This is a genomic window from Halomonas sp. GFAJ-1, from assembly GCA_002966495.1.
Classification (GTDB): Bacteria; Pseudomonadota; Gammaproteobacteria; order Pseudomonadales; family Halomonadaceae; genus Vreelandella.
The window spans coordinates 2,156,765-2,179,423 of the sequence record CP016490.1; the positions used below are offsets into that span (position 1 = coordinate 2,156,765).

Consider the following 22,659-nt stretch of genomic DNA (forward strand, 5'->3'; position numbering starts at 1 on the left):
CCTTGTGTCGCGGGGCTTGCACCCCATCTCCCCTCGGGAATGTCGATAACCAGCTCCTGCCAACGAGGGTACGGTTAGCAGCGATCAGCACCTTCAGCGTTTTACCTTGCGCTAGCATGATGCTGACCTTTCAGAGCATTAGACTGAGGAAGCATCTACTGGTGAGTCTTAACGACCTATTATCAACGTAGCGGCGATATAGCCGCTCTCCCTGGTCAACCTAGCTTGTTTTCACAAGCTCCCTCCTTCAGGCGGGGGTAGCTGACTTATATGTCCAAATTGCTTATTTATTGAAATGCCACGCGTGGCAGTGAGGCAACCCAACTATAAAGAAAAATGAGCATTTTTTGAATCTTTGTTAAAAATTAGTGACTAACAAATTTTAGCTGTATTTTTTTTGCCATAAAAAGTTTAAATAGGGTTGATATGTTTTTTCTTATGCACCAGAAATGCGCAAATTTTTTTAGACTTTGGTCTATTTTTGTCGGTTTTTTGCCCCATACCGAAGCGGCATAGGGTATGCATAATTACGCTCTCGCAGTTAAATATGTGAAAGCTCTGGCCGGCCAATTACGTATTTTATAACTGCAAATGGTGTCTATTTATGCCCTATGTCCACGATACGCTGACACGTTTAGCGAAAAGTAGCCCTGCACAGTCAGAGTTTTATCAAGCCACTGAAGAAGTGTTGGAGTGTCTTCGTCCACTGTTTGAGCGTGCGCCGCATTATCACCAGCACAGTATCATTGAGCGCATCGTCGAGCCTGAACGCCAAATTATGTTCCGCGTTAGCTGGGTGGATGATGCTGGTCGCGTTCAAGTGAATAAAGGGTACCGCGTACAGTTTAATTCCGCGCTCGGGCCTTATAAGGGTGGTTTGCGGTTCCATCCTAGTGTGACGTCTGGAATCATCAAGTTTCTGGGGTTTGAGCAGATTTTTAAAAACGCACTGACCGGTTTGCCGATTGGCGGTGGTAAAGGTGGTTCTGACTTCGATCCTAAGGGCAAGTCTGACAACGAAATCATGCGTTTTTGTCAGTCGTTTATGACGGAGCTTCACCGTCATATTGGCCCGCATTCCGATGTGCCTGCGGGTGATATTGGCGTTGGTTCAAGGGAGATAGGCTATCTGTTTGGCCAATATAAGCGTTTGACTGGCCGTTACGAAGGTGTACTGACTGGTAAAGGGCTTAACTGGGGTGGCTCGCTGGGCCGCAAAGAGGCAACCGGCTACGGTGCGGTTTACTTTGCCGAGAACATGCTCACCGCCCGGGGTGAAGCGTTGCGCGGTAAAACGTGTTTGGTGTCGGGCGCGGGCAACGTGGCTATTTATACTATTGAAAAGCTGTGCGAGCTGGGCGCTAAGCCGGTGACGTGCAGTGATTCCACCGGCACGATTCACGATCCTAGCGGTATCGATTTAGGCTTACTCAAGCAGTTAAAAGAAGTACAGCGCGTTTCACTGGAAAACTATCTTCACGACCATCCGGACGCGCAGTTCATTTCGGTACGGGATTATCCGCAGGATGGGCATGCGGTATGGCGCATTGAGGGCGATGCAGCCTTCCCCTGTGCTACCCAAAACGAGCTGACTGAAGCAGACGCTAACGCCTTGTTGGCTAACGGTGTTAACTGCGTAAGCGAAGGCGCCAACATGCCTTCCACCAAAGAGGCCGTAGACCGCTTTTTGGAAGCCAAGATTGCTTACGGCCCAGGTAAGGCGGCTAATGCCGGCGGGGTGGCGACCAGCCAGTTGGAAATGGCGCAAAACAGCAGCATGGAGCAGTGGCCGCTCGAAAAAGTTGACGAGAAGCTGAAGCAAATTATGGCGGATATCCATCGCCAGTGTGCTGAGACAGCGGAAGAGTTTGGCGAGCCCGATAACTTAGTGCTAGGCGCCAATATTGCAGGCTTCCGTAAGGTAGCAGATGCGATGATTGAGCAGGGCGTGACCTAATCGCTTTTACAGCCTAATGCGTATATAGTGCTTGTATACAGTCCTTCCCTTTTTGGGGAGGGCTTTTTTTGTGGTTTATTTTTTACTGCTTTCTAAGGAGAGTAACCATGGGGCAGCGTCCTCCGATTATTATTAACCGTATTGATGCCGAACGGCTTCAGCGCCTGATCGATAATGCCGCTGAGAAAGATTTGATGGTCGCAGAGCTACTCGAAGAGGAGCTGCTGCGCGGTGAAGTGCTGGACCCCCAGGAAATTCCTGAGGATGTGGTAAGTATGAATAGCCAAATACGCTTTACCGATTTGACGCGTGAGCGTCAGATGATTCGCACCCTGGTGTACCCGCACTCGCTGGAAAGCGTGCCCGACGGTATTTCGGTGATGGCGCCCATCGGGGCGGCGTTAATCGGCCTTAAAATAGGCGACGTGATTGAGTGGCCGCTACCCAACAACACTGAAGTACGCCTGCGCGTCGATGCCATTTTCTGGCAGCCTGAACGCGAGCAACAGTTTCATCGCTAGTGAGTCGAGTGTTAACCCTCACGCTTTTGCAGGCTGTCGACCGCGAGTTCGATATCCTGAGGGCGTTGCAGCACATTAAGCAATACGATTGCGCGCTCTTCGCCTTTGCAGCGTTTGAAGACGGCTTCTAAATCTTTGAAGGGGCCATCGGTAATGGTGACTTTCTCACCGGCGCTAAAATAACGGTGGCTGCCTTCTTGGCGATGTGGCTGCGTTAACAAGGTTTCGATGAGTGCGTTGGGCACCGCAATGGGGGTATTGCCGAAGGTAAGTAGCCGCAATACGCCCCGTGTAGAGCGGATGGGGCGCCAGTTACTCACGGTCTGGTCCAGGCGAATAAACAGGTAGTAAGGGAAGAGCGGCTCGGTGATTGTGGTGAGCTTACCCTGACGTTTGCGCTGCACGTCTAGTACGGGGTGGAAGACCTCGTAATCCTGATTAGCGAGATGCTCAGCTGCGCGAAAAGACTCGCCACCTTTGCACTGGATGACGTACCAGCAGGGTTCACCGTTCTCTTTGCTCTCAGGGTCTTCTTGGCCCGATACTTCTTCCATGGTCATTACCTTTTGTGATTAGAAAGCAGGGTAACAAGTGTATCTAGGGTCGTGTCAATGTGTTCTTGGGTATGTTCGCAGGATAGGAAAAAACGTAATCGGGCGCTCTTTTCCGGCACGGCCGGATAAAGGATAGGCTGCACGTTGATATGCTGTTCAAGCAACGCATGAGAGAGGTGTGCTGCCAGCGGCGAGCTTCCCACAATCACCGGCACTACTGCCGAACCAATGCTGTGGCCGGTATCCAAGCCACGCGCTTGAGCCTGCTCTAAAAAATAGCGGGAAATCGTTTGTAGCTGGGTCACTCGCTCGGGCTCTTGCTGCATCAGCTCCAGCACTTTTAACGAGGGAGCTGCAACTTGAGCCGGCATGCCAACGCTGTACAAAAAGCCGGGCGCGAAGTAGCGGAGCGTTTCGACTAGCGCCTTGTTGCCAGCAATATAGCCGCCGCACCCAGAGAGCGTTTTGCTCATGGTACCCATCCAAATATCCACATCGGTTGGGTCAATGGCAAAGTGCTCCCGCAGTCCTAGACCGGTGTCCCCCATTACGCCAAACGAGTGCGCCTCATCCACCATTAACCACACGTGATGACGCTGCTTTAGCGCAATAAAGCGGGGTAGGTCGGGGATGTCGCCATCCATACTGTAAAGCCCTTCAATAACCACGATCACCCGCTCAAACTGGTGGCGGTGGCGGCTTAAAAGGGCATCTAACGCCTCTGGGTCGTTATGATTAAACGACATGCGCTTGGCGCCAGAGAGTTGAGCGCCTACTAATGAACTGTTGTGAATGTACTCATCGTGGAGTACCAGGTCTTTTGGGCCGAGCAAATACCCTAGGGTCGAGACGTTCGTGGCGTGGCCGCTTACAAAGGCAACCGCATCTTCCACACCGTAGGTATGGGCGATAGCTTGCTCAAGTTCACCATGGATAGGCCGTTCGCCAGACACAACGCGGCTGGCAGAAACTGATGTGCCGTAGTGCGTGGCTGCATCGCACGCGGCTTGCACAACGCGTGGGTCACCGGAGTAACCCAGGTAGTTATAGCTGGCGAAGTTGATGCAGGTATGGCCGTGAATACTGCTCGTGGCACCGGCAAGCCCATCATGTACTTTGAAGAAGGGATCTACCAACCCGAGCTGCTCAGCTCCCTGGCGCATCATCGCAAGCTGTTGATAGCCAGGGTGAGCGTCGAACCGTGTAAAGCGCTCGGGAACTGAACGAGCACCCTCTACCCCATTGTTAGAAGGTGTCGATGCGCTGGCGGCACGTGGGGTCGGGCGTTTACGGGCCTGTTCCAGCAGTTGTCGTTTCAGTTCAGAGCGCTTGGCGGTCATGGTGTCTCGGTCACAGGTGATGAAGCTGACTCATGGGTGAGCCCGTCCGCTCCATGGCGAGCGGCCAGAGAGGCTAACGCATCTTGTGGCGCTTCTTCAACATCATCATCGTGCTGGTGCAGCTTTTGTATCAGTACGCCTGCCAGTTTGTTCAAAGTAGACGCTTCGCTGAGCACCATCACGGGTACCTGAACTCCTAGCCGATTTTCGATAGCGGTCATGAGCTCAACGCCCATCAGCGAGTCGAAGCCCATGTCGTATACCGAGCGGTTAACGTCGATCTTCTCTTCGTCGATCAACAGAATGCTGGCTAGTTCGGCACGTAGAAGATCAGTCACCGTGCTGTGCAGCTCTTCAGGCGAAAGGTCGGCAAGCAGGGCGCTGATGTCGTCATTACTATCAACACTGCCATCATCGTCGCTGGCACGGGCAATTTCTGTGAAGCGCGGTGCGTTAGCGGTTGGCAGGAAGCGTGCCAGGGCGCCCCACTCAAGTTCAAGCACGCCTAGGCTTGCCCCTGGGGTGATCAACATTTGCTCCAGAACCTTCAAAGCATCGTCGGAACGCAGGGCAGAGCCGCCCAAACGCTCTTGCAGGGCGTCCCGTGTGCGGGTGTTGCGCGCCAGGAAGCCCACGTCTTCAATTGCCCCCCAGCGAACGCAGGTGGCAGGCATGCCCTCGGCGCGGCGGCGGGCAGCAAACGCTTCAAGCCAGTGGTTGGCAGCAACGTAGTTGGCTTGGCCTGGGTTGCCGAACAGCGTCGTGGCTGAGGAGTAGAGGATAAAGAAGTCTAGCTCGGCCTCACGGGTAAGGGCATCCAGGTGGCGTGCACCTTCAATTTTGGGGGCCAGTACTTTTTGAATACGTGCGGCGTCCAAATTGCGAATCAAGCCGTCATCAATCACTGTGGCAGCGTGCACAATCCCGCGAAGCGGAGCAAGCTCGTGCTGGGCGCGGGCTAGTACCTTGGCAAGTGCGTCGCGGTCAGTGATATCGCAGGCGGTGGCAAGCACCGTGACCCCTTGAGCTTCAAACTCGCTAATGGCTGCCTGGGCCTCTTCGCTGGCTGGTCCGCTGCGGCTAACCAGAATCAACTGGCGCGCGCCTTTGCTTACTAACCACTGCGCCGTTTTAAGGCCAAAACCGCCGAGTCCGCCGGTTATCAAATAGCTGGCATGTGCCGGTAGCTGCATGGCAGCGGTACCCAGCACCTCGTTCTTAGGCGGGGCGATGGGCTGCTCATAGGTTACGACGACCTTGCCGATTTGACGCGCTTGCTGCATGTAGCGGAAGGCGTCAATCACTTGGCTGTGGCTGAAGGCGGTAAACGGCAGCGGGCTAAGCGTGCCTTCGTTAAACAGCGCCATCATTTCGCCGAACAAGCGCTGGGTAAGCGCAGGCTGCACTTTCATCAGCTGGTCGGAGTCGATGCCGAAGTAGCTGAGGTTGTTGCGGAACGGACGCAGGCCAATATGAGTATTCTCATAGAAGTCGCGCTTGCCGAGTTCTAAAAAACGACCAAAGGGGCGCAGGGCGCGAAGGTTTTGGTTAATGGCTTCGCCGGCCAGGGAATTGAGCACGATATCCACACCTTCGCCCTGGGTGTCTTGCAAAATCTCTTCGGCAAAGGTGAGCGAGCGGGAGTCGTAAAGGTGCTCGACCCCCATTAAACGCAGGAAGTCGCGCTTCTCTTCAGAGCCCACCGTGGCGTAAATTTCCGCACCCAGCCACTGGGCAATTTGCAGCGCGGCAATCCCTACGCCGCCTGCGGCGCCGTGAATCAACACTTTCTCGCCGGGTTCTAGGCGCGCTAGGTGCTTCAGCGCGTAGTACACCGTAAAGAACGTGGTGGGAATGGTCGCCGCTGCGGCGTAACTAATGCCGTCGGGCAGCGGCGCCACGGCGTGCTGACTGGCAATCAGCCGGTCACTAAAGCTTGCTGGGCCAAAGCCAACCACCGCTTGACCTGGTGCCACATGGCTAACATTTTCACCGACAGCGATGACGTCACCTGAGAACTCAAGCCCCAGGGTTGGCCCGGCGAAACCATTCTCGATCGCCTCATCAGACAGAAGCCCCAGGGTGTACATCACATCCCGAAAGTTAAGCCCGGTGGCCTTGACACGAATTTCCACCTCATCCGCCCCAAGGGCGGGTAGCGGGCGAGGCCGCCACTGTAGCTGGCGTAGTTGGCCGGGTAAGGCAAAGCCCAGGGTCATCGCTTGGTGCGGTGTGGTTTCCTGAGCGTGGAGCGGATGGGGGGCGGGCAGCGTGCGTAGGCGGGTAGCCAGGCGGGTGCCTGCTTGGGTAATCACCAGCTCGTTTTCGTTATCCGGCGTCGTCACCGAGGCAGCAAAGGTCGCAAGGGTAGCCGCACTGGGTGCTGAGGGTACGTCGATAAGCGTTACCAGATGACCAACCGCTTCGTTCGCCAACGAGCGACCAAAACCCCATAGCGCAGCGTCGTCACTGGTGCTGGCTTCTTGGGTGGGTAGCCAGAGCGTGACACGGCTACCTTGCCCTTCAAGCCCGCTAGCTTCTAGCGCCAGTGACCATTGCTGCGCGCTATGGCAGCGCTGGGTTTGGGCGGCGGTGGTCGCGGCCCCTAGGCCGCGCAGGTCGATCACGTTGAGTACAGTGAATAGCTCATTATTTTCAGCAAGCGCCTCATCAAGCAGAGCCTGCGGAGTGGCGTCGCTGATGCGCAACCAAGCATTGGCAGTGCCAGACAGCTCGTCTAGCTGCGCAGCCAGCTGGGTGGCGAGTGCTTCTTGCGCATGGTTCGCCACCACCACGTGGCGCGCGGCTGGTAGCGGCGACGCGGTTGGTTTTTGAGCATGCGTGTATTGAGCATGCAGCAGGTAGGCGCCTGTATCACCCTCTTCCAGCGCGATAGGTGGGGATACCCTGAACCCTTGATTATTCAGCCAGTCGCTAAGAGTGCTCTGCTCAAGGGCCGTTTGGTCGATACCGGGGGTTGCCAGTACATCGTCTAGCCAGCGGCTGGGGGAAATACCCACCACCATGACCTGGGCACCGGGGGAAAGCTGAGCGGGCAGGGCATCAATCAGCTGCCGCGTGCGTTCGGGCTGGGTCACATCCACACTGATAAAGGCAAGCTGAGCTTTTTCTGCGCAGGCAAGCAGGGGAAGGGTGTCTTCCAGTGGCTGGATGTCCATCAGCGGGAAGCGCTCTTGCAACTGCTCCGCTTGGTGGCGGGCGGTGTCGCTGGTGGTTATGGCGCGGTAATGGTGTGCGTCTTTAGCAATATGCCGTGCGTTGGCAAGCTGCTCTAAGAGGCGCTGGCCTAAGGCTGGTGCGCAGGGGCCCGCTTCCAGTAGCTGCAGTCGCTGACCAGTAGGTAGCGTAGCTAAGGTAGCTTCCATTAGCGCCCCAAGCTCGGTGGCCAGCACCTGCCAGCCGCTCTCGCCGATCAACACTCGGTTAATACCGGCGAGATGCTCAGTTGTAATGCCCAGGCTTTCAAGCTCAGCGCTACCGTTAGTTAACTGCTCCCGATGGAGGCCTAAGCGGCCCACTAGGTGTATGGGCGCAAAGTAGTCTGGGTAGTCTTGCACCAACAGCTGCCAAATGATGTCGGGGGGCAGCTGTTCATTCTCATCTGTTGCCTGTTCGCTGTTTTGCTGGGCAAACGCTTCGCTCAGGCTATCGAGTAGCGGGGCGACTTCCTGGGCGTAACGCTGTCCAGTTTGGTGGGCATACGCGTCGCTTAGCCCTGCTAAACGGCTGAGCGCCTCGGCGGGCAGTGCCAGCGTGGCAGCATCAAGCGGCGCAGGCGTTAGCTCCACATCCAAATAACTGAAGTGCTGGTGGTGGGCACGGTTAAGACGAATCGCCTTAAAGCGTGTTTCCCTAAGCACGGCCACGGCGTTGCCTGCGGCGTCGAACAGTTCGAAATCGGCGGTAAACGAGTGGGGCGCGCGTTTACCCATCACTGCGCGGGCCACCACGGGTACGCCAGCTTCCGCATTGACCTGGATGCGACCAACGCGCACCGGCACAAACGCGAGCTGAGCGGCAAACTCGCTGTGTTGTGCCAACAGTGGGATGAACATCTGAAAAGCGCTGTCCAGAATGCCTGGGTGGACGTGAAGCGTGTCCAACTGGCCCTGCATCACCTCCGAAAGATGTACTTCCCCAATGACGCTATCGCCTTCAATCCAGCCACGGCTAATCGCCTGGAACGCAGGGCCGTAGTGCAGCCCAATCCGTTCGGCCATTTGCAGGTGCTCGTCCAGCGTGTAGTCAGGTGCACGAGTGGGGAGCGTTGGCGCTTGGCGGCTGAGTAAGAAGCCGCGGCTTTCGCGCATGCGACGGGCCACGGCGTTTAGCTGCCACTCGGTGCCTGTAGCGGGTTCCCGAGAGTGTATCGCCAGGCGGCCGTCGTCTGGGTTCAGGGTAAGGCGCATGGTGCGGCCATTGGGGCCGTCGAGCAGCAGCGGAGCGCGAATTTCTAGCTCTTCAATGTCCAGCAGCGGGGTGTCTTTTTGCTGCAGCGCGGCCGCAAGTGTGAGCTCGACAAAGCCTGCACCGGGGAAAACAGCGCCTTCGCCGACCACGTGGTCAGCAAGCCAGGGCTGGCGTTTGGTGTCCAGCTGGCTTTCCCAGGTGTGCTCTTGCTGAGCTAGCGGGTAGCCCAGCAGCGGGTGCTGGTAGTAGCGCAGTAGTAAGTTTTGACCATCGTTGGTGCCCTGCACCCAGTAGTGGGTACGCTGCCACGCGTAACGGGGAAGCAGTACGCGCTGGCCTTCTACTGGGAAGAAACGACGGCTATCCAGACTTAAGCCACTAAGCAGCAGCTGGCTTAAGCAGCGGTTAAGCCCTTCATGGCCAGGCTTGTGGCGCTCAATAGTGCCCACTACCAAACCATCACGCTCTTGCTGGCGTAAAGATTCGTTGAGATAACGACGCAAAATAGGATGGGCGCCCACTTCCACAAAGACGTTAAAGCCCTGCTCCATCAGCACAGTCGCGGCGTTATCAAACAGCACCGGTTCGCGGATGTTGAGCCACCAGTAGTGGGCGCCGAGGGCGCTACCTTCACTGGTGGTGCCGGTAACGGTGGAGATATAAGGAATTTGGGTCGTCTGGGGAGAAATGTCGGCCAGCGCCTCAACGACGTCCGCTTCGATGCTGTCCATGGCCGGGCTATGGAAGGCGTAATCAAGCGGCAACCGTTTAGCGAAAATGTTCTGGTCGCTGAGGGCGGCTTCAAGCGCGCTTAGCTGATCCCGATCACCCGCTAAGGTGATGCCTTTCGGGCTATTGATGCCTGCCAGACTAATGCGCTGATACTCAGGTTTTTCCAACCAGGGTGCAATCTCATCGGCACTCATGGCTACCGCGCTCATCTCACCTAGGCCACGGGTCTTGCCTTGGTAGTAGCTGCGGTAGTAAATGACTTTTACCGCGTCTTCCAGGCTAAGCGCGCCGGATGCCCAGGCCGCCGCCACTTCACCAACGCTATGGCCGAAAACTGCTGCAGGGGTAATGCCTTGGGCACTTAGCCATTCAGTAAGCGCTACTTGTAAGGCAAATAGCGCAGGTTGGGCGATTTCAGTGCGGGCAAAACGGCTCTCTGCGCCATCAAGCTGGTTCCGACCTGCTAGTTCGTCGCGTAGGGAGAAGTCGCCGTACTGCTGGAATAGGGTATCAACACGATCAATGGCACTGCTAAATACGGCGTCACTTTCCAACAGATCGTGGCCCATGGTTTCCCATTGGCAGCCGTTACCATCGTAAACAAATACGGGTCCGCAAGCGTCAGCTAAGCGCTCAAGGGTGGTGACTGAGTTTTCTTGACCCGCTGTTGCTTCCTCACCTTCTGCAAACTGGCTCAGGGCGTCCGCCGCGTCGGTGGGCGTGTGGGCAAAGTAGAGCGCACCGAAGGTGTGTTGCTCCCGGTGGTGGTAAAGCGTGTGGGCGATATCGTAAAAAGAGTGCTCGCTGTCGCGCAGGTAGGCTGCTAAGGCCTGGGCATTGGCAACCAAGCCTTCTTGGCTGCGGGCGCTAAGCCGGATAGGTAGTGCGTCAGCAGAGGTGTGACTAGGTACCGTGTTTTTTTCCGGCGCACTTTCTAAAATGACGTGGGCATTAGCGCCGCCAAAGCCAAAAGAGTTAACCCCAATGACTAAGCGACCCTGTGGCTTAAGTGGTTGGGCTTTGGTAACAACGCTGATATTCCACTCATCAAATTTGATGCGCGAGTTGAGCTTGCGAATGCCGATAGTGGCGGGCACTTCACGGTGCTGCAGGCTGTAGAGCGCCTTGGCAAGTCCAGCCACCCCAGAGGCTGTTTCCAGGTGTCCAACGTTACTTTTCACCGAGCCAATCAGCAGCGGCGTTTTGCGGTGCTTGCCTAACGCTTCGCCAATCGCGCGGGTCTCTATTGGGTCGCCAACGGCGGTGCCGGTGCCGTGGGCTTCCAGATAATCGATCTCGTCCGGTGAGATGCCCGCCTGCTCGTAGGCGCGGCGCATTAAATCAATTTGGGCGCTGGGGTTGGGCACTGTTAGGCCGGATTTGTGACCGTCGGTATTGACGGCTGAGCCTGCTACCACCGCCAGGATATTGTCGCCATCGGACACGGCAAGGTCGTAGTCTTTCAGCAAAAACAGCCCGGCACCTTCTGAGCGCACGTAGCCGTCGCCTGCGTCATCAAAGACTTGGCAGCGTCCGGTTGGCGAGAGCATGCTGGCTTTGGAGAAGATAATAAAGCCGTAGGGGTGCAGGTGTAGGCTAATGCCGCCTGCCAGTGCCATGGTGGTTTCGCCGCTGCGGATTGACTGGCAAGCTTGGTGAAACGCCACCATTGAAGACGAGCAGGCCGTGTCCAGCGACATGCTCGGGCCGTGTAAATCAAACACATAAGAGAGCCGGTTCGAGGCAATGCTTGAGGTGTTGCCCGTGGCGGTAGAGGCGTCAATGGCCCCCATGTCATCAGCCATGCGGTAGGAGTAATCAAGGCTGGCGACGCCCAGGAACACTCCGCACTGGCTGCCGCGTAGGCTGCTAGGGACTATGCCCGCGCTTTCCATGGCTTCCCAAGCAAGCTCCAGCAGCATGCGCTGCTGGGGATCCATATTCGCCGCTTCACGTGGCGAGATGCCGAAAAACGCTGCGTCAAACCCGCTGATGTCACCAAGGCTACCAGCGGAAAAAGTCACGCTGGTGCCAGGATGGCGTTTGTCTGGGTGCCAGTAGGCATCATGGCTCCAGCGATCTGGAGCCACTTGGGTGACGAGGTCTTTTTCGGCTTGCAGGTCCTGCCAGAACGTTTCAGGGGTGGTGCCGGGGAAACGATGGGCGGCGCCGATAATGGCAACGCGTTTAGTCATTCTTGCTCCTGAGGTTCTGGTTCTGCCTTGATCACATCGTTACTTATATCGCGTCCAAACACTTGTTTAAATAGCCGGACGCCAAGTTCGTTGGCTACTATCTTCTGTGGCGCGTACCCAGCAGGCGCTGGACTGGGTGTTTGTCCTACTAAATCTGTCGACCATAGCATGTAAGGCGTACTGCCCGTAGGCAGTGAATAGTGCGCGTAAGCGGCGGGCAGTATCGGCACATGATCACCGTACCATCCTAACAGCCCAGGTCTAGCGACTGAGTTTAGCGCTGTTTTAACACTGCCTAGCATTTGGTCAGCTTCACCTAAGTGGTGCAAATAGACCGCTAGATCGCGTAAGTATTCTGGCAGCGGCCAAGCAGCGTTTGGCAGTGTAGCGGCCAACCGCGCCTCATCAGGTGCTTCTAAATGCAGTGGGCCGTGATTTTCCATGGTAATGACAAATAGAAATAGCGGCCTATTATCGTCATCTTCAAGCAGGCGTCCAATCTTTCGTGCCACCGCGTGGTCACTAATATATTGGCCGTGCTTATCGTGGCTGTCGAATTCACTAACATCGATGAATGTATCAAAGCCAAGTTTGGGGAAAACCTGGTCACGCATGTAAAAGGTAGCCGGGTAAGGGTGTATGCAGACGGTGCGGTAACCCTGAGATTTAAACGCGCTGGCGATGCTTGGCAGCGGGTGCCGTGTAAGGGTGCGGTAAGGGTTAAATTGACGAGCGCCCCAGGTCTCTGGCGCAAGCCCGGTAAGCACTGCGCACTCGGTTCGCACTGTGTTAGCACCCCAAGCGGGAACCTCTAAGTCGCCGTGCTGAATGGCCTCAGCGCGGGTGGCGTCAAAATGCGCTAGCAGGGTGGAAGCAACCTCCGGGCACCAAGGGCGCGGGTCGAAAAACGACTCGCTCTGCACCAACACTACGTTAGGAAGGGTTGCGTTATCAGGTGTGCGTGACCCTGCGGCCATTTGCGTATCTGCTGCAGGCTTCTGGTGCTTTGCGATAGCACTAAAGGGCGAAGAGGCCGCTGCAGGAGGTGAAGAGCGCATGAGCGCAGTGCCGTAGGCCCACAGGCTGGAATAAAGTCCCAGGCTGTGGAGATCGGCAGCCGGCGCCAAGCTAACCGACGGTAGTTTATATAGCCCAGCCCCCACCAATAGTGCACCTAAAGCGGCGATGCCGAATGTCGCTAGTAAAAAACTAGCGCCGCTCCACTGGCTGAGTAGCGAAGACTCGAAGTACAGAAAACTGCCAATCGCAACTGCACCAGCACTGCTGGCGGCAATCGCAAGCCCAATACCAAAAAATGGCACGTAAAGCCTTGGGTGAAGAATCGCGTCCCAAAAATACTCAAAGTCGTGGCAAATAAAAGGCTCATTGAGCGTGCGGGACTTGGTATTGCTGGACTGTACGATGACCAACTGAAGCGACAAAATAAACACCACTGCAAACCAGGGGCGCTGTAATAGTAGAGTGAATAAGCCAAACAGCAGCAGCCAACTGCCTACATGGATGCTACTGGCGGCAATACCACGCTGCCAGAAGGGGCGCGGACGAGGCGTTAGCAGTGCTTCACATAACAAGCTGCCTAGCAGGCCTGCCGTTAGGGGGGCTACTAAAGCAAGTGTAAAAGAGGCCTGCATGTTAACTGCCTCCTGTGTGGTGAAAGCCAAAACGCTTTACCAGCCATTGGGAGATGCCTGCAGGTAGCACCGCAAGCCACCAGGTGCCGAAATTCAGCGGGAAAGGGAAACTCACCCGGGCGCGATTGGCACTGATGCCACGGGCAATCTTATTTGCTGCGCGCTGGGGTGACCACTCCCACGGTTTGGGGCCGGGCATTGCCTCGCTCATGGGAGAGGTGACATAGCCTGGCATGACCACTGTGACACCGATGCCGTGAGGCGCTAGCAAGCCTCTCAGGCCTTCGCCATAGGCTTTTATGCCTGCTTTGCTAGCACTGTAGCTGGGCGTGGTGGGTAAGCCATGCCAGCCTGCCAGGGAGCTGATAAACACAAGCTGACCGCTGCCTCGAGCTTGCATCGCCGGTACCAAGTGCTGGGCCATGGCAATCGGCGTCTTTAGGTTGATATCTAATAGCGCTTGAACGTCGTCCCAGGGCTCCAGCCCGCCCTCGTGAGTGGGGTGCGTGTTTTTGCCAGCGTTGGCAATGACGATATCTGGCACCTGATCAACCGATAATGCGGTTAACCATGCTTTAAGAGCAGTATCATCGGTCAGGCTGACCGATGAGAGCGTTACTTTTGCGCCTGCCATGCGACACTCCGCGGCAAGTGCTTCCAATGTCTGCTGTTGGCGGCCATGCAGTACAAGGTGGGTGTCGGGAGTGGCATAGACCTTCGCCAGCGCGCCTCCAATCGCCCCCGTGGCACCGGTAATTAAGACACAGCGTTGCTGAACTGCACGGGCAGAGACCTCGGTAGCCGAGGGGGGGGATGATCGGCCAGTGCTCAAAGCAGCTTCTCCAACGGTGAAGGGCAGGCTTCAAGTATACGCGCTGAGTTGTCCACGGCTAAATCAATGCTCGGTTGACAGTAAAACCCGCCATTCACTTGTGCGGCATGCATCACCGTGTTTTGGAAATAACCGAACAGCGTGGGGTTGGGTGCCGGAGGCTGGTGCCAGAACTCTTCCAGCGAACCTTCATAAGTGAGTCCCGCTAAATTATAGATGGGGTCACTCAGCGCAAAGGTGGGGCACCGTTTTTCAAGAGAAACAATGCCCACGGTGCTGTTAACCGTCACGGTGCCGACCGCGTGTTTGATGAGTGGATTGAGGTCGCCAGACTCTAAATAGACAATGCGCCCCTGTAGGCCGTAAAAATCCACCAGCTTTTCGATAATTTTAGGGTAATTGACTAGGCCCATATCCAGGGGGTGGTTTTTGATACACAGCAGTGCATCACTGGGGGCATGTTCGGCAAACGAGCCCATGACGTGATCCATCACCTCTTTCATATTGGCATAGGGCGAGTGGTCACGAATTTGTGCATCAGTATTGAGCTGAAGCGGCAGCATAAAATAGGGTTTGCCGCTTTCGATAAGTGATGTAATGCGTTTCGCATCTCGCTTTTTCCACTGTTTAAGTAGCGTAAAGCGCTTGATATAGCCCGCGTACTCAACCGGCGCGGTAATGGGCGCATGGTTGCGGTAGCGTGGCGCTATCAGAGGGTTAGCCAGGCCTGCCAAGTGATAGGCAACATCGTGCATCGCGCGGATTTTAAACGATGAGCGAAAGCGTACTGGCGGTGGGAGTTCAGGCAGCTTTTTTCCGGTTTCGTAAAACCAGCTGGGGTCGCGAGGCAGTAGTGAATGACCGTTCACTCCTTCGCGCTCTAAGGTAATCCAAAAAGGGCGAAAGTAGCCCTCTTCAAATACGTGGGTACGAACCCCTGCATCAGCTGCTTGATCAACGGCTGGGCGGTGAACTGGGCGTCGGTCGCCAAAAACGATTTGATCGGTAATCGCGTAACGCTGCCAGAGTGACTGTATAAATGCTGGGAGTTCGCTTAGCGGGTCGCGAAATAAGTGGCTATGACCATGGGTGAGTTGCCAGTAGGCCATGTCCCCAGCATTGAAATTGACTTTGACCACGCGGTGGCCGTCATCGGTTAGTCTACGCGCCAAACGTTGATTAAAGGGCGAGCAAACGCCTTGTAGAAATAAAAATGCGCGCTTTGGCTTCAACTCAATGGCTTCCAATCAGTAAATTACGATAGCCGCGATACAGACGCTGCTTCCATGTAAGACTATGTTTTTGTGATCTGGCCTGTTCCAACAGGCTTACGACGGTTTCAGCGTTACAAAGCTGACGGGAACGTGGGTCAACGTAGTTTGGATACAGCAGAAGTGTTCCTGCCACTAGCGCGTTGAGTGTTAAGACGCGCTGACGCCTTGGGCAGTGCATAGCATCCGTTGTTAACCCCCAGCCCGCATAAAACGGCAGACCGTAGGTGCATACATGACGGCCGCGCAGTAGCGCTTCAAAGCCGGTGAGCGAGCTCATGGTATGCACCGCATCAACGCGCTCCAAAAGCACGGTAATGTCGATATGGCTGGCGTCCAAATCATACAGGCGTTCAGCGTTAGTATCGAGTGTACCTATCCGAGCGCCGCTCAAAACATCGGGATGCGCTTTATAAACAATGAAGGCAGTGGGGTGTGCTTCTCTTACTGCGCTTAGCAGGGCGCTGTTCGTGCGTATTTCCGGCGAGCCGGTGGCAATAGAGGCATCGCTTTCAACTTGGCCGGGTACCAAGATAACCTGCTGGTTGGCGGGCAGTGTAATATCCTGTTGGCCGGGCACGTTGTACTTCGAGAGCTTTAACGCCACTAAGCGTTCGCGTAGCTGAGCGGCCCGCGTTAGTAGGTCATCGCTGAACTCCGCTTGGTTAAGCAGCGTCTCTAGCTCACTGGGTTGGCTTGGATCGTAGTAGATCCCTTGGCGATCAATAACCAAAGAGAGCGGCTGGGTGAGATCGACACCCAAGCCTACCGAGCGAATAAAGCCATCTTCCATGCGCCCTAGCTGGTCAAGGTGATGTGGGTAGCGGGCTTTAAAGTCTTCATTGATTCGGCTGGACCACACCAAAAATTGTGCAGAAGATGAACCTGCGATAGGTGTGACAGGTAGCTCTTTTTGATAGTGGACCACCGCAGCAGGCCCTAAAAACTGGCTGATAAAACGCCGTTTCCAGAAGGAGAAGCCGCAGGCGAACCATTGGCCGCGCAGTCGTTCTTGCTGACGCTTTTGATCAGCGATCAGTGCGATCGTCTCTTCTAGCGTAGCGGCCTTACCCGTGTAGGGGTTAGCGTAGCGGGTGTAGCGTAGATAGGCTGCGGCAAACATTTCTTCTAAACTGCGTTTTACGCGCCGCCGGGTACAGTGCAGCTGATCTTTCGTTAGCCCCCAGCCGGCGTAGAAGGGCAAGCCAAAGCAATGAACCTGCTTGCCGGCTAGCAATGCCTCAAAACCTAGCTGACTGGTTACTACATAAACGGTATCAACTTGATCAAATAGGGCCCATGGGTTGATGTCTTGGCTAATTAGGCGGCAGCGAGGATGGTTTTTTGCATTTGCTAAATGCCCCTGTTTTTTACCAGCAATCACGTCAGGATGGACTTTGACTAATATCTCGGCATCTGGGTGGTCGCTTAATGCCTGAGTGAGCATCTGTTCAAAACTTTCTGCACTAGCACCGCCATGATGAATAGAGGCATCGCCCGCAGTTTGATCTACCACTAAAATCTGTGCGCTACTATCAATTGGCTGGTCGATGGCATGGTTATATTTTGATAGCCGGTAGCGCTTTATTAGCGCTATGCATTGGCGGGCTAGCTCAAGCTCCTCGAACTCAAACGTGGCGCTGTTTAGCCAGTTCTCTAGGTCACTGGGGCGTGAGGCATCATAGTAGATCCCGGTATGGTCAACGATCAAACTGTGAGGTTGATACCCATCGGATGCGAGCCCTAAAGAACGCAAAAAACCATCTTCCAACGCAATATAAGGAAGCGCATAGCGTTTAGCATAACGACGGGCACGTTTGCTGGTGGGTTTAAGCCCCCAGCCAATAACGGCATCAGGTTTTGGTTTAACCCCGCTTATACGCGAAAAACACTCAAACTCAGGCAGAAATTCAGCAAGTGCAGAAATTTTGCGGATGCCATTTGAAGTATAACCAGCTGTACGTTTCGCCATTGGGGTTGCCGCTTATATATAAGCTTAAAGGAGTAGTCGGCGAACATACGTGAAATGGCTGTGCTTATCAATTTTGCCCAAGCTGCATCCGCGCAGATTGTATACAAGGCAGAGTGTTACGGCGTTGCCGGTCAGGGTGAATTGCCTAACTCAGGTAATTTGCCTAATCTAATTTACTTTTCAACGCGCTCGCGGGTGCCCTTTTTGGTAAGTTCTGTAATCATATCGTAATGAGCTGTGTCATGACTGATGCTAAGTGGATTACATTAGTGCTAAGGAAAGTTGATAACAGAAGGAATAACCGGTGCATTTAGCCCGTTTGGTTCACAGACTGAATGTTCTACGTTCGTTAAAAGGCCAGCTACTGCTGGGACTTTCTTGTGCGCTTTTGTTGCTGGCAGCGTTGGTGTTGGGTATGGCGTGGCAGGTGGGTAAGAACATGCTGTATGAAACGAACATGGAGCATTTACGCTACGAGACAAATCTTCTTGCTGATGAAATAACTCATCAGGTTGATCAACGTTTCCAAGCGCTTGAGCGTTTAAATCAATTGCTGGCAACAAATGAAGACGTTGACGCTCTGGAGGCTACGCTTAGCCAAAACGACGCGTTATTATCATGGTTCGAGGGTATTGTTATTGCTGATAGCCAAGGGCGGATTGTAGCGGACTGGCCCAGGGTGGAAGGGAGAAGGGGGCTTGAAACGGCTTCACTTGAATATTTTAAAATGCTGCAAGGGACGCGTCAGCCCTATGTGAGCGAACCCTTTGTTGGGCGCGCCAGCAATATGCCTTTAGTGCTGGTGGGTGTGCCTCGTAAAAATTCAGAAGGAGAGTTTATTGGCTTTATTGGGGGGGTAGTAAGCTTAAATTCTGGTGGTTTATTTGGTCGCTTGGCTAAAGTGCGGTTAGGTGAACAGGGGTTTGCTTCCGTAGCGACATCTTCGGGTAAAATTTTATACCATCCTAATCAATCTTTAATAAACGCTCCTATACCTAACCTAGCGGGCAATCCGTTGCTGGGGTTAGCGCTTGATGGTTGGCAGGGGGATGGGGTTGAAACACTCATTGATGGACGGCTGAGCCTGCAATCGTACGCGCAGATATGGCCCGCCAGCTGGGTAGTGGGTTTGTTTTTGCCTGTCGAGCAAGCTGAGTTCCCGCTCATAGGATTCATCCACAGACTGTGGTGGATCTGGGTCGTGCTTGCGATACTGATGATGCCGTTTTTATGGTGGTTGCTAGCACGTATTCTGACCCCCTTGAATCAATTAGAATCACAGATCGGTGAGGTGGGGCGTGGGCGTCGTGACCATGTTAGCCTTGCGACGACGATGCAAGAGCTTCAGCAGGTAGCAGTTACCTTCAACCGTGTAGAGGACGAGCGCCAGCAGCTTGTTGGTAATTTGCAAGAGCGCGAGGCCTTCTTGGATTCGGTTCTGAATGCGTCTCCTCAGGGTATGTTTGTCGCCAACTTTGGCGGCAATATTACCTATATGAATCCCGCGTTATTGGAGATATTGGGGATTTCTGCGGATACCCCCATGGGGGCATGGTTAAAGCAAATACATGCTGATGACCTGGATGGCGCTGAGGATATGTGGCGCCATAGCCTTAAGTCTGGCAGCGATTTTGTACGTCAGCTGCGCTTTATTCGTAGCGACAATGAAACGCTTTGGTTGGATATTCATGCGCGGGTGGTGATGCTTTCCCAGGGTGGCCATTCGCTGGGTTTGGTCGGGGTGGTTAAGGATATTACCGAGCGCCGTCAGCAAGAGGCTCTTCAGCGTTGGGAGGCTGAGCATGATCCACTAACCGGCTTGCTCAATCGTCGAGGGTTTGAGCGCCGTCTTGAAGAGGCGTTTGCTGATTTCCAGAAAACCAGCACACCTTCAGCACTACTGATGTTTGATCTTGACCATTTCAAGCCTATCAATGACGAAGGTGGTCATGCGCTAGGTGATGAAATGCTTCGCCGGATTGCTCAGGTAGTGGCGTGGGAAGTGCGCCGAAGCGACCATGTGGCGCGCCAGGGAGGGGATGAGTTTGCTGTTCTTCTGCCAAGTTGCACTATCAGTCAAGCAGAAAAAATCGCGGAGTCTCTGCGTCAAGCAGTCAGTGAGATAGCGGTAAACCAAGAAGGTAAAGAGTACACGGTTACGCTGAGTATCGGTGTTACCCGCTTCGACGAGGACGATGAAAGTTTTGACGATGCGCTTGCCAGAGCGGATGCCGCTAGCTATGAGGCCAAAGGGCTGGGGCGTGATAGCGTGGTTTTGCGGGTGCCAACGGAGCAGGATCTAGGCGCGCTGTTTGATAAATAATAGCATGTCGACAAACCGTTGCTATATGTAGAGTATAAGTAACTGCTTATCAGACTGAGAGTGCCCTTGTGGAGCTACTTGCGTTATTTTCCCGCACACTAGACGTTACGCTGCCGGTGTTTGCAATGGTCTTTGTGGGTATTGGCTTAAAGCGTTTGCGGTGGATTGATAGCGCCTTTGTTGCTACGGCCTCAACATTAGTTTTCAAAGGAACGCTCCCTACGCTTATATTCTTAAGCTTGATTAAGGCAGACTTGAGCGTCGCGCTGGATGTGCCGCTGCTGCTCTTTTTTGCCGTCGCCACATTAGCGCAATTTGCATTTAGCTGGGGGTGGGCGCATTACCGAGTACCTAGAGCCGAAAGGGGCATTTATGTCCAAGGCGCTTTTCGTGGAAACTGCGGTGTCGTTGGCTTAGCGCTAGCGGCGGGGATGTACGGTAATTACGGGCTTTCGGCGGGCAGTTTGTTGCTAGGTGTGGTCATCATTATGTACAACGCGCTTTCAGTGATTGCGTTGGCGGCTTACCAGCCCGGGCAATCCACCGATTGGCGAAACATGCTTAAGCATATTGCCACCAATCCGCTCATTCTTTCGGTATTTGCGGCACTGCCATTTACTGCTTTCTCGATTCCTTTGCCCAGCTGGGTAATCACCTCAGGAGATTATTTTGCCTCGTTAACCTTGCCACTTGCATTGATCTGCATTGGCGCAACGCTCTCAGTGGCCAACATTCGCGTAGGGAGCCAAGTTGCGTTGAGTGCCAGCAGTATGAAAATGATCATTCTGCCGTTTGCCTCCACGCTGGCGGCATGGTTAATGGGCTTCTCTGGGGAGCAGTTAGGCCTGCTGTTCTTATTCTTTGCCAGCCCCACGGCCGCTGCAAGCTTCGTTATGGTGAAAGCGATCAACGGCAATGTAGCCCTGGCGGCGAACATTATTGCCATCACCACACTGATGGCGAGCATTACAGTAACGGCAGGTATATTTGCTTTGCGCTTTTTGGGGTGGATTTGACATCCTCCGACCACTAAATCAGAGAGTCCAGTGGTCGGAGGATGTCAATTGCATGGCGTCCCTGGCAGGAGTCTGAACCGCCCCAGATTTCGTAGACACCTGGAACGATTCAGCCATCGCAGGGGCTAGATTGCTTCGCCGTTTCACTTCTCGCACAGACATATCACGCGCTCGGCTTTAAAACGTTTCTACCTCAAACGCTACAATTTGCCGTTGAGCGCTTGAAAATTCCACGCCCACTAAGTGGATGGGCTTGCCAGAAGCACGGTGTTTGTCGGCATATCCCTTGGCTTTGATTTGCTCAAGCGCCTTGCCTTCGGGCAGCTGTTCCACGACCTTGAATTCAAAAAGATAAACATGGCCACCAAAGTCGACGCTCATATCTACCTTACCCCTTAAGCTAACATCTTCCACCGTCACGCCCACGCCGAGTGCGGCGAAGTGGCTGTAGAACACACTGGCATAATGCCCTTCATATTGGGCAATGGGGTTATTACGATACCAGTCGTGGGGCAAGCCAGCATAAAGGGCTTTCAGGTGAGCCTCCAACCCCACCAGATCATGCTGACGTAATACCGTAAACAAGGTGCGGCGTTGTTTTGGAATGTCGTCAACACCCAGCGAAGGCAGTAGCGCCTGGTTCAGGCTGGTTTCAACTTCCTGGTTAGGAAACCCCAGGGTGTACTGGCGGTAGCCCACGATAGGCTCTTCGATATTCTTGATTGTTAGATAACCGGCTTGAAACAGCAGGGCATCCGAGCTGATGGCATCGACATCAAATTGGCTGAGCAGCTCGTATTCCGTTTCCCAGTGTGCTAACTGGGGAGTAAATACGCCGCGTTCTTTCAGCAGGTTGACCAGAAACGTTGGGGTGGCGCTTTCAAACCAGTAAGGGCCGAACTCACGTTTCTGCAACAAGAGCAGCACATCAAAAGGGTTGTAAACTGAATCGACGTTTTTGCTGCCCCAACGGTAGCCGTTATACCAGCGGCGGATCTCTTCGCGATCAAGGCCGGGAAGTTCTGGTGCAAACACTGTATCGATATCGTGATCGGTATAACCGCAAATAGCCGCGTAAGGCGCATCGAGAGTAATGTCATTTAGGTTGTTAAGCCCCGAAAACAGGCTGACTTTACTGGACTTGGACACGCCGGTGAGCAGCACAAAATGCAGGTGCGGGTCGGCATCCTTGAGCACGCTGTAAAGGTTCTTCAGCCCCTCGCGCAGTTCGCGGGCCAGTTCAGGGTCGAGCAGGTTATCCAGAATCGGCTTGTCGTACTCGTCGATCAAGACAACGACGCGCTGGCCATAGGCGAGATGGGCGTTTTCAAGCAGGCTGGCAAAGTCGTCGGCAATCCTTTCGGGTGGCGTTACATCAATCCTCAGATGGTGGCGCTGTTGCTGCAGTTGGTAGCGAATATTCGCGTCCAGATCCTCGCGGCTGGTGACCACACCGTTGGAGAAGCTGATGCGCACCACGGGATTGTGCGTTTGCCAGTCCCACTTGTCGTGGATATACAGCCCTTCAAACAGTGCCTCTCGGCCTTCGAACAGGCAGCGCAGAGTATCCAGCAGCAGGCTTTTGCCAAACCGCCGTGGGCGAGAGAGAAAGTAATAGCCGCCCGTTTCTGCGATGTTGTGAATCAAGGGCGTTTTATCAACGTAGTAATAATGGCCCTTGCGCAACTTTTCGAAGGACTGGATGCCAATGGGTAATATCTGACGGTACGTGGCTGGCATACTAGCTTCCTGGGACTCAGGGTAGAAACGGCTAACGACTTTAATAATGTCAGTCTAACATGCCGCTGAACTGAGGGGATGGATAAGGTTTTTTACTCATCTGCTGGAAGCTCCAGATCGCGC

General features: G+C 54.5%; 12 protein-coding genes. 4 read left to right on the forward strand and 8 right to left on the reverse strand.

Annotated elements, in window-relative coordinates; translation table 11 throughout:
- The first annotated feature begins 604 nt into the window (after window positions 1–604).
- The gene (locus tag BB497_09750; GenBank protein AVI62955.1) at window positions 605–1,957 is read left to right on the forward strand and encodes a glutamate dehydrogenase; all 1,353 of its coding nucleotides are present in this window, start codon (window positions 605–607) and stop codon (window positions 1,955–1,957) included.
- A 107-nt stretch (window positions 1,958–2,064) separates the two neighbouring features.
- Complete coding sequence (locus BB497_09755; GenBank protein ID AVI62956.1) at window positions 2,065–2,478, forward strand: nucleoside diphosphate kinase regulator; 414 nt, start codon at window positions 2,065–2,067, stop codon at window positions 2,476–2,478.
- A gap of 11 nt (window positions 2,479–2,489) precedes the next feature.
- Here BB497_09755 and BB497_09760 read toward each other — a convergent pair whose 3' ends face one another.
- The 7 genes from BB497_09760 to BB497_09790 all read right to left on the reverse strand — a co-directional run bounded on the left by BB497_09760 (window position 2,490) and on the right by BB497_09790 (window position 17,457).
- Complete coding sequence (locus tag BB497_09760) at window positions 2,490–3,032, reverse strand: antitermination protein NusG (protein ID AVI62957.1); 543 nt, start codon at window positions 3,030–3,032, stop codon at window positions 2,490–2,492.
- A gap of 5 nt (window positions 3,033–3,037) precedes the next feature.
- Window positions 3,038–4,372, reverse strand: a complete 1,335-nt coding sequence (locus BB497_09765; GenBank protein AVI62958.1) for an 8-amino-7-oxononanoate synthase — start codon at window positions 4,370–4,372, stop codon at window positions 3,038–3,040.
- Complete coding sequence (locus BB497_09770; protein ID AVI62959.1) at window positions 4,369–11,730, reverse strand: polyketide synthase; 7,362 nt, start codon at window positions 11,728–11,730, stop codon at window positions 4,369–4,371. The genes BB497_09765 and BB497_09770 overlap by 4 nt, the downstream gene beginning before the upstream one ends.
- Window positions 11,727–13,382, reverse strand: coding sequence for a capsular biosynthesis protein (locus BB497_09775; GenBank protein AVI62960.1), 1,656 nt, complete (start codon window positions 13,380–13,382; stop codon window positions 11,727–11,729). The genes BB497_09770 and BB497_09775 overlap by 4 nt, the downstream gene beginning before the upstream one ends.
- A 1-nt stretch (window position 13,383) precedes the next feature.
- Complete coding sequence (locus BB497_09780) at window positions 13,384–14,139, reverse strand: short-chain dehydrogenase (GenBank protein ID AVI64322.1); 756 nt, start codon at window positions 14,137–14,139, stop codon at window positions 13,384–13,386.
- A gap of 71 nt (window positions 14,140–14,210) precedes the next feature.
- Window positions 14,211–15,446 (reverse strand): capsule biosynthesis protein CapA, encoded by a 1,236-nt coding sequence (locus tag BB497_09785; protein AVI62961.1) that lies wholly within the window; start codon window positions 15,444–15,446, stop codon window positions 14,211–14,213.
- 1 nt (window position 15,447) lies between these two features.
- On the reverse strand, window positions 15,448–17,457 hold the full coding sequence (locus BB497_09790) for a capsule biosynthesis protein (GenBank protein AVI62962.1): 2,010 nt from the start codon (window positions 17,455–17,457) through the stop codon (window positions 15,448–15,450).
- Between the two features lie 304 nt (window positions 17,458–17,761).
- Here BB497_09790 and BB497_09795 point away from each other — a divergent pair, with 304 nt between their 5' ends.
- Entirely contained in the window at window positions 17,762–19,780 is a 2,019-nt protein-coding gene (locus BB497_09795) for a diguanylate cyclase (protein ID AVI62963.1), read from the forward strand.
- A 68-nt stretch (window positions 19,781–19,848) separates the two neighbouring features.
- The gene (locus BB497_09800) at window positions 19,849–20,796 is read left to right on the forward strand and encodes a malate transporter (protein ID AVI62964.1); all 948 of its coding nucleotides are present in this window, start codon (window positions 19,849–19,851) and stop codon (window positions 20,794–20,796) included.
- Window positions 20,797–20,973: 177 nt separating this feature from the next.
- Here BB497_09800 and BB497_09805 read toward each other — a convergent pair whose 3' ends face one another.
- On the reverse strand, window positions 20,974–22,536 hold the full coding sequence (locus BB497_09805; GenBank protein AVI62965.1) for a hypothetical protein: 1,563 nt from the start codon (window positions 22,534–22,536) through the stop codon (window positions 20,974–20,976).
- Window positions 22,537–22,659 lie beyond the last annotated feature (123 nt).